Origin of the sequence: Halothiobacillus sp. (assembly GCF_027346185.1) — a bacterium.
In the GTDB taxonomy this organism is placed as follows: domain Bacteria; phylum Pseudomonadota; class Gammaproteobacteria; order Halothiobacillales; family Halothiobacillaceae; genus Halothiobacillus.
Genome location: NZ_DAIESY010000081.1, coordinates 1 through 8971 on the forward strand (window position 1 = coordinate 1; position 8971 = coordinate 8971).

The 8971-nt window shown below is 54.6% G+C and carries 7 protein-coding genes and 1 pseudogene; all 8 read right to left on the reverse strand.

Going from position 1 to position 8971, the window contains the following annotated elements; all coding sequences use genetic code 11:
• Nucleotides 1-86: 86 nt before the first annotated feature.
• Nucleotides 87-1070: an ABC transporter substrate-binding protein gene (locus M7R55_RS06330; RefSeq protein WP_298219499.1), complete on the reverse strand. Its 984-nt coding sequence runs from the start codon at nt 1068-1070 to the stop codon at nt 87-89.
• Between the two features lie 1535 nt (nt 1071-2605).
• The gene (locus tag M7R55_RS06335; protein ID WP_298219501.1) at nt 2606-3388 is read right to left on the reverse strand and encodes an N-acyl homoserine lactonase family protein; all 783 of its coding nucleotides are present in this window, start codon (nt 3386-3388) and stop codon (nt 2606-2608) included.
• Between the two features lie 73 nt (nt 3389-3461).
• Nucleotides 3462-3638, reverse strand: coding sequence for a hypothetical protein (locus M7R55_RS06340; RefSeq protein WP_298219503.1), 177 nt, complete (start codon nt 3636-3638; stop codon nt 3462-3464).
• A gap of 853 nt (nt 3639-4491) precedes the next feature.
• The gene (locus tag M7R55_RS06345) at nt 4492-5238 is read right to left on the reverse strand and encodes a type 1 glutamine amidotransferase (protein ID WP_298219504.1); all 747 of its coding nucleotides are present in this window, start codon (nt 5236-5238) and stop codon (nt 4492-4494) included.
• Between the two features lie 41 nt (nt 5239-5279).
• A complete protein-coding gene (gene alr / locus M7R55_RS06350; protein WP_298219506.1) occupies nt 5280-6416 on the reverse strand; it encodes an alanine racemase in 1137 nt (378 codons plus the stop codon).
• The gene (dnaB, locus tag M7R55_RS06355; protein WP_298219509.1) at nt 6413-7756 is read right to left on the reverse strand and encodes a replicative DNA helicase; all 1344 of its coding nucleotides are present in this window, start codon (nt 7754-7756) and stop codon (nt 6413-6415) included. Before dnaB ends, alr begins: the two co-directional genes overlap by 4 nt.
• Before the next feature lie 146 nt (nt 7757-7902).
• Nucleotides 7903-8694, reverse strand: coding sequence for a 2OG-Fe dioxygenase family protein (locus M7R55_RS06360; RefSeq protein ID WP_298219507.1), 792 nt, complete (start codon nt 8692-8694; stop codon nt 7903-7905).
• Nucleotides 8695-8782: 88 nt separating this feature from the next.
• Nucleotides 8783-8971, reverse strand: a pseudogene (locus M7R55_RS06365) (metal ABC transporter permease); the annotation flags it as partial.

The window sequence follows — 8971 nt, forward strand, 5'->3', positions numbered from 1 at the left end:
GGGGCCAGTGGCTGGCGAACGGAGAACCACGAGGAATGGGCCATTGAACTCATCTCCAATCAGACTCGTTTCATTCAGTAACGCGATTACTTCAGCGCATCGGTCAGCGAAGGATCAATGTAGGAATTGATGTCCTGCGGCACTGTGTACACCTTGTTATCGACATTGAACTTGTCCACGATTTCAGATGAGCCATAAATCGAATCGAGGCCGGGGCCTTTCTTGAAGTGCGACTTGGCTTCTGCCAGAGTCAGGATCTTGGTGCCCTTCAGGAAGGCTTGATATTCCTCTGGTGGAACACCGACCCGCGAAGCCATGATGCGCACCGCGTCATCGTGCGTTTTCGGATCATTGATGTAATCGACCACCCGATACCAAACCTTGGTCACTTTTTCCCATTCGGCACGGTGCATCGCCAGACTCTGCGGAGAAACGGCCAGTACGTCGTAGATCAAGCCCGGAGCGTCGGCACTGGTATAGATCGGCTTGGAGCCGGGTACCAACTTCAACGCTATACCGGAACTTGGTTGAAAGGCCCCAATGGCGGATACCTGCCCCGAAGCCAGAACCTGCGGTGTTTCATTGGTCGGCACATTCACGAGCTGAACATCCTTTTCGGTCATGCCATTATTTTGCAGGCCATTGAGGAGCAGCAGATGATCGACGAGACCGATTTCCACACCCACCTTCTTGCCTTTGAGATCCTTGAGAGAATCGATACCCGGCACACCAACGATCATGTCATTACCGTCGCTGTAATCATTGATCAGAATCATCACGCTCTTGGCACCGGTCGCCCCTGTGACCAGTGCATCGCCGTTGGTCACGGCGACAGCATCCAGTTTGCCTGCGGCAAAGGCTTCCATTGAGGGGCCATAATCAAACCAGTCGAATTTGACATCGACGCCAGCATCCTTGAACCAGTTCTTTTCAATAGCCACCTGCCATGCTACAAAGCCCGGCCAATCGCTATAACCGATCGTCAGTGGCGCAGCGCTCGCCAGTACACTGCTACCTAAAAACGCCACACCCAAAACAACTCGAGACACCGCACGCAGAACAGACTTCATATCACACCTCTCTTTTGGTATTACCTTTTTTAAAAAAAGTAATACTAAGAAAGCAGGAAGCAGGCCAAGAGTTAAAAACAACAATTATTCAAATGGTTAACTTAAAATCAGCAAAAAACACCACCCGGTTATCTCACCACAACCATGCAAGTATGTAGCCCGGTTGCTCAAAATAGTGCAAGGCGGAGGAAGGTACTCCAACTCGTGGTACATAGATTAGGTATTCTGGTGTTCACCCATTTTCAGCGAATTCCGAAAATAGTCATTAAGCGGGTTTGTGGCGGCTTGCCGCCAGTGCCTTTATTGAGGAGGACGTGAATCTGAAACCATAACCACTGGTTCGCATATTCTTGATCTTCTTCCAAGGTTACGATTAGGTGCTTGCCTTGTGTATTTATTCTTGGATATTGTCCAGACTGAGCCCTTTCCAATATGAGATGAGCCCGGAGGAGCGAATGTTGGGATAAAGGAGGCGTGATTTTGATTTACACTTCAGATGTTGGCATAGGTGCGTACCTTTGTGTCAGGCAATAACCCGTTTCGTTTTCGATTGTGGATCGCTGAACCACCTTGGCTGGATGGTTGGGACAATCGGGCAGTTAAAATCACCGGGGCTGCAAACACTCAGACTAGGGCGTGCTGTGCCAATATCTGCGCAAGGTGACCGGCTTATTCCGCGCGTGTAGGTCGCTGGATCAAATAACTCACTACGGAGGGCAGTCGTATCAAGGATAAGCACCATCCTCGCACCGTGCTGTTCGGTCAGCGCTACACTCTCGATGGCATCCGCGCTTGCTGGCGGAAACGGAGGCGCTGCCCAGAACCATGTCAAACAACACGTTCAACACAGTCAGCGATTGTAGAGCACAGAACAAGAGATTGTTTCCTGCGAACGCTGTTTAGCAGGTAACCGCTAACAGGTCCGTCTAGGCGATGCGTCGGGCCAACACCTTGAAACCGCTTAGAATTAAGATCGCGCCGCTCAGCGCAGCAATCGGGGCGCGAAGTAAGTTTTTCGAGGTGCCCCGTACTCCGTCGACGAAGTTTTTGGACTGTCGAAAGCGCTCTTAAAGCTCAACGCAACCAGAATGCCGACGAGCCCGACAGGCGTCCTCTAGGACCGCATCGCGAGTATGCCGGCATCGTTAGGCACCGATTTGCGTAAGACCTCGGTGTAGTCGGCCTGGATTCCGCTTTCAAACATAAGTGTGTCGCTGATGAACTAGGCTCGGCCGATGTCTTCGAATGCCTCCAGACACTGATAGTCTAGTTCGCGACGCATAAGGCACTCGTCGTTGTCGACAGTGAGGCTGCCTGCAAAGCCCTGCTGACGAGGCAGCCAGGATGTGAGCTCCAGCGTCAGATTCTACAACCCGGCGCAACCGCGAAAGTCCGGCCGCAACTACGGAATGAGCTGATAGACGATCAAGCCGTGGCTTTACACAGCCAGTAAACCTCCTCGGTGGTAACGTTCGCGCAAGGCGCTCGCTACGCCATAGGCCGGCATATTCAAAAGGTACGTAATTGCTCCGGTGTCACTCGTAAAAGCCGGGGAAACGGCGTCGGCTGCGGAAAAAGGCCATGTCGTGATTGGGCCACAGCTCAGCCCCGGTCTCGGCGGCGATACGCTTGAGCTTGCGGATGCTGTTCACGGCCATGTCCTCCCGATCATGCCAGCACAATCCCGGAGCAATTTCCTGCTCGAGATTCTCACTCAGGTCCGCAGCATCGCCAGCGAGCAGGATCGGTGGCCCCTTGGGCAACTCGACCAGCAGTGACATGTGCCCCGCCGTGTGTCCTGGCGTCTCGACGGCTTCGACGCCTGGCGTCACCGTGTATTCGCTCTCGGTGATGCGCCAACGATAGCCTCCGGCGAAGTCGTCCTGGAAGTAGGCCTCGTCGGCTTGCGCCCGCGCCGCCTCCAGCTCACGACCGTGAACGTGCACCTCGGCATGACACATCTCGCATAAGCCGCCGCCGTGGTCGAAGTGCAGATGGCCGCAGAACACGACGTCCACGTCCTGGGGTGCCAGCCCCAATTCGTACAAACGATTAGGCAGTCGCTGCTCCTCCGTCATCTCCGGCGGTCCGAAAGGAAAGGTTTCGTTCTCGTAATAGCGTTTACGCAATGCCGGATCGGCAAGCTTGGAGTAATCGCAGCCTACGTCGTAGAGAATCCGCCCGTTGGCGGTCTCGATCAGATAAGCGAGAATAGGCGCCTCAATAATCACGCCTTTCCCACGATTGCGCGTTGAAAGGGTCTTCTCGTATGTATGCGTGCCGGTCAGCAACGGCCAGAAACGTTTTACCTGAGTCATATTCTGCATCCCCCCTTGGAATTACTGGAAAGTGCGCGCATGTTATGAGATGAAAGCCCCGTCTCACCATGCGTTATAGCGTGGGGCATTTGCTCAAAGGATCTATAAGAGAATAGATACCCTTCGCTCCATCGTTCATGTTGTTGCCATTGCTGTAATCGTTGAATGGCGCAGCACTCGCCAGCGCACTGCTACCTAAAAACGCCGCACCCAAAACAACTCGAGAAACCGCACGCAGGACAGACTTCATATCACACCTCTCTCTTGGTATTACCATTTAGACAAACAGTAATACTGCGTTTGCATGAAGCAGGCCAAGAGATATGATTATTTATTATTCAAATAGATAACAAAAATCAGGCAGATAATATCGCCCTTTTTATGCACCATATTTATGCACGATTACAATCCATCGCATCTAAATCAGTGCAAAACCGAGAGCATCTGTTCCAGTCGAAAGCGGCTGGCAAATTCAGGAAAACTTTTCCGGGTTTTATGCGTCAATCAAGTGGTGGAATCATTAACGTAAAATTCGATGCTCTAACCGGTCGGTTCATGAGCTTAGAGCCGAGTGTTGTGTCGACAATGGCAAAGAGCTCAGCGATGAATACTTTATCTTTACGACAGAGCTTTTTGCAGAAACAACAAACCCGCCAAAAGGCGGGTTTGTTCTGGTTTTAGCCAGACCTCGGTGGTGTAACGGGTCTTTTGGGTTCGATCAACCGAAGGTGATAACACTCAGGAAGGAAAGCCAACCTAGAACAACCAAGGCAATAATGAAAGTCAAAGGGAAGTTTTCGAATTTGAACGCTGACATAGTGATCACCTCAATCAAGTTTGTAGAATCATTCTAGCTCGTCATTATCTGAATGTCACCAGCATCCTCGGGGTTATTTTTGGATGAACTTCATAAAAACGGCAGGACGGAATCGACATGAGTTCCAACACAGACAGCCCCTGAATGACAAAAGATGCACCCTATTTTCGTATTCTTCGGTGATCTGAGACCTGCACCAACCAAGTCGGATGAGCGCTCAAATCAATCGCGTAAACGATTGAAATAATTTTTCTTTGGGGCGCGCAATGAACGTCTTCGAAAAATCTCATGGAAGGATTTTTTCGAGGTTCCCAAGAAATGTCAGCAATTCACCCATGAGGCGCTGATTGAGTGCATAGGTGTCGGCGGGTTCCGACATCATCTTTTCCGCAGTTGAAACATACGGGCTATCGACGAGTTCATCCTCAGCATTCACCAGGAGATGCTCGACCGTCTCAGGTGTCATCTCAAGATGGAATTGCAACCCGACCACATAATCCCGATACAGGAAACCTTGATTTACGCAGGCAGCGCTATGTGCCAGAAGCTGCGCCCCGGCTGGCAGATCAAAGGTTTCGCCATGCCAGTGAAATACGCGTGTACCGGCCGCTTCGATGGGTTCAGGTTCCGACCCGACGACACATTGGCATTCCGGCCAGATATGTTGCGCCGCCGCATGCCAATGGACGGGCCACCAGCCGATTTCGGGCAGGCGGTTTTTGCGCACGGCACCGCCCAGTTGCTCGGCAATGAGTTGCGCACCGAGGCAGAGCCCGAGTATCGGGGTTTTGGCACGTAAGGCCGATTGAATGTAGGCCTTCTCGGCTTCAAGCCACGGGTGGTGATCGGTATCATGCACACTCATCGGGCCGCCGAGCACGATGATCAGGTCAATGGCAGAAAGCGCGGGGAGCAAGCCCGAATCCGGTTCATACTGCCGGATTACCTGCACCTTGGCCTTTCGCTCAGCCAGCCACGGTGCCATCGCACCCAAACCTTCAAAAGGAACGTGTTGGAATACGAGTACGTGCATGCGTTTTCTCCGTTCGTGTGACAACACGATTGAATGTTGCGTTATTCGGACGCTTCCACCACGCGTCGCGTGACGCGCCCGCTCATCTGACACATGAGTTCGTAGCTGATGGTGCCGGCTGCCTGTGCGACTTCGTCGATGGGCAGTTGATCACCCCAGCATTGTACGGTATCGCCGACCTGAGCCTGAATGCCGCGCAAATCGACCGTAACCAGATCCATCGAAACCCGACCGATGATTTGGGTGCGCTGACCGTTGACGACGATCGGCGTGCCATTGGGCGCATGACGCGGATAGCCATCGCCATAACCGATCGACACGACTCCAACGGGCATGGTTGCCGGTGCCGTAAATTTACCGCCATACCCTACCCGCTCACCCGCCTGCACTTCACGAACGGCAATCAACTGCGTCGTAAGCGTCATCACCGGCTTCAAGTCCCAATCGGCGGCCGTGCCGGTGATGAATGGGTTACCGCCATACAGCATGATGCCGGGACGTACCCAGTCCCCGCCCGCTTGCGGAAAGGCAAGCAGCCCGGCGGAATTGCACAGGCTGGTTTCACCGGAGCATTCGGTGGTCGTCTGCTTGAATAAGGTGATCTGATCGTCGGTCGGGCCGCGATCCGGCTCATCCGCACAGGCGAAATGCGTCAGCACGTTCGGATTCGGGCGCACCCCGCGCAACGCACTGAGGCGGGCATAGGCTTGCGCGAATTCTTCCGGCGTGAATCCGACCCGATGCATGCCGGTATCTAGTTTTATCCAAGCCGTGAGCGGCAAGCCGAAACCGACCGTACCGACGGCATCGATCTGGTTGACGTGGTGGAACACCGGTTCGAGAAAACGGCGGGCGGCACGGCGGGCCTCGGCCTGACTCATCACGCCCTGCAGCACAAGCACGCGCTGGGTAATGCCTGCCTGGCGCAATGCCTCGCCCTCGCCCAGTGTGGCGACCATGAAGCCATCGACCCGATCGCGCAGCGCACGGGCAACCGTTGCCATACCATGACCGTAGGCATCCGCCTTCACCGCGGCGAGCAATTTACGGCCTTTGGCGGCCTGACGTGCCACCGCGGCATTGTGTCGCAACGCGGCGAGGTCAATCGTGAGTTCAGGTCGGCGCAGATCAATCGATTCAGTTCGGGTGACTTCCTGCAACGGACGCAAGTCAGTCATGAGTGATAGCCCTCCGGCATCACGTCATTTGGAATGTAATCTTCAAAGCGGGTGTTCTGCCCACGGAAGGTAAGAAATAAATTACCGATAGGGCCGTTACGCTGCTTGCCGATAATGATTTCTGCCATGCCTTTCTGCGGCGATTCCTTGTCGTAGACCTCATCGCGGTAGATGAACACGATCAAATCCGCATCCTGTTCAATCGCGCCAGATTCACGCAGATCGGACATGACCGGACGCTTGTTCGGGCGCTGTTCCAGGGAGCGGTTGAGCTGCGAGAGCGCAATAACAGGTACGCTGAGTTCTTTGGCGATGGATTTGAGCGAGCGGGAAATCTCCGAGATTTCGTTGGTGCGGTTTTCCTTCGTGCCCGGCACCTGCATGAGCTGTAGGTAATCGACCACGATCACCCCCAAGTCACATGTGCGCGCCAGTCGCCGCGCCCGCGAACGCAAATCACTGGGCGACAGTGCGGGGGTATCGTCGATATGAATTTGTGTCTGGCTCAGAATACCCACAGCGGAGGTGAGACGATGCCAATCCTGATCGTCCAGTCGTCCCGTCCGCACTCGGGTTTGATCGACACGGCCGATAGAGCTGAGCATACGCAACGCCAGTTGTTCGCCGGGCATTTCCATCGAAAACACCGCGACCGCTTTTTTGCCGGAAATCGCCACATGCTCGGCAATATTCATGGCGAAGGTGGTCTTGCCCATCGACGGACGACCGGCAACGATCACCAGATCGCCCGCCTGCAGGCCGGAGGTCATTTCATCGAAGTCCTTAAAGCCCGTGGCGTGGCCGGTAATCGCTTCTTCACGCTCGAACAGTTCGGCCACCCGATCCATGGCACCGGTCATCAGTTCCTTGATGGGACGAAAACCGCGCTTGAGACGTTCGCCTTCATCGGCGATCGAGAAAATCTCGCGTTCGGCAAATTCCATGACTTCTGCCGCGGCACGACCTTCCGGGCGATAGCCCATCTGCACAACCTGCGTACCCACGTCGATCAGTTTGCGCAGCACCGAGCTTTCGCGGATCATCTGTGCGTAGGCCAGAATGTTGGCCGCCGTGGGCACCGCCTCGACCAGTTCGACCAGATAAGGAACGCCGCCGACCTCCTCAAGTTGATCGCGCTTGGAGAGCCACTCGGCCACCATCACCGCATCGAAGGGCTTGTTACCCTCGGAGAGATCCAGGACGGCCTCGTAGACCTTGCGATGATCGGCGCGATAGAAATCTTCCGGACGTAGCACATCACTGATTTTTTCCAACGCAAGATGATCCAGCATCAGCCCCCCCAGTACGGCCTGCTCCGCATCCTGGGAATGCGGCGGCATACGTACATTGGAGAACGCTTCGGACACCGATGAGGTGTTGTTTTGCGGGCGGGCGGGAAGCTTGAAATCGGTCGTCATAAATGGGCGGCTTGAGGGTCAAATCGGGTACTCATAATACACCGTTAAGTGTTCACCGAAAGACGCCATCACGGGGCCAGAAAACCGCCCGAACGGAATGTGAGCACCAGGGTATCGCGCCAGCCGTCATTCGGATTACCCACCGGAATGATCGGGGTACTTTCATGAATCACGCGGCTGTCGTCCATTAGCAAGGCGCTGCATGGTTCGGATAAGGTAAACCGAACGCCGCGCGCGCCATCCACTTCAAACACACGGGTTTCGCCGCCACGAATGTTTCTGCGGCCGATCATGATGACCACGACGAAATCAACCCCGTCGCGGTGCGCGCCTTCCGGTGTGGGCCTGCCTACGCCGTCGCGGGTATCGATGCGGAATTGATGAGCTTCGATAAACCAGCGTGCCACCACGGGGCGGATTTCGGCAAACAGGCGCCCCAAATGGGTCACCAGCGGTTGCCAGAACGGCATCGCCAGAAATTCAGGGGTCAATGGCTCGAACCGGCGCAACATACCGCCGTGCAGCGCGTTGTAGGAAGTCGGCTGCCAGTGGGGCCGATGCGGCACCAGATCGAGCACATCTGTGCTCGCGCCCACCGAAACATGCTGAATGAAACTGCCATGACGTCGGTACCGATAGTGCCCGCCATCCTTGAGGTATTCATCGGCAAGCAAATTGGCCCACAAGGGCATCGCATCCGGGCATGAGTTTGCGTTGGGGCCGATCAGCGCATATAACGCTTCAGCACTCAACAAACCGAAACCCTGCTGACGCAATCGATCCTGAATGCTGAGGCCTTCTGCCAGTGGAACGCCAAAACTTAGGGTATCGAGGGCTTGAAAGGAGAGTGTATTTGGCATGGCGCGCTCACGGTTTTAGGCAGGAATATGAATGTCACAAATTTAATTTATTACATAAAGGAACACCGTAGCGGGAAAAATGCACAGATCAGTGATCTCGTGCTTCCTGTTGCATGGCCCACAGTTCGGCATAAACGCCCTGATGCGCCAGCAATGAGCGGTGATTCCCCCGTTCGACAATCTGCCCGCGCTCCATCACCAGGATTTCATCGACATCGATAATGGTCGAAAGCCGGTGCGCGATGGTGATTGTGCTGCGGTTACGCGATATTTCCTT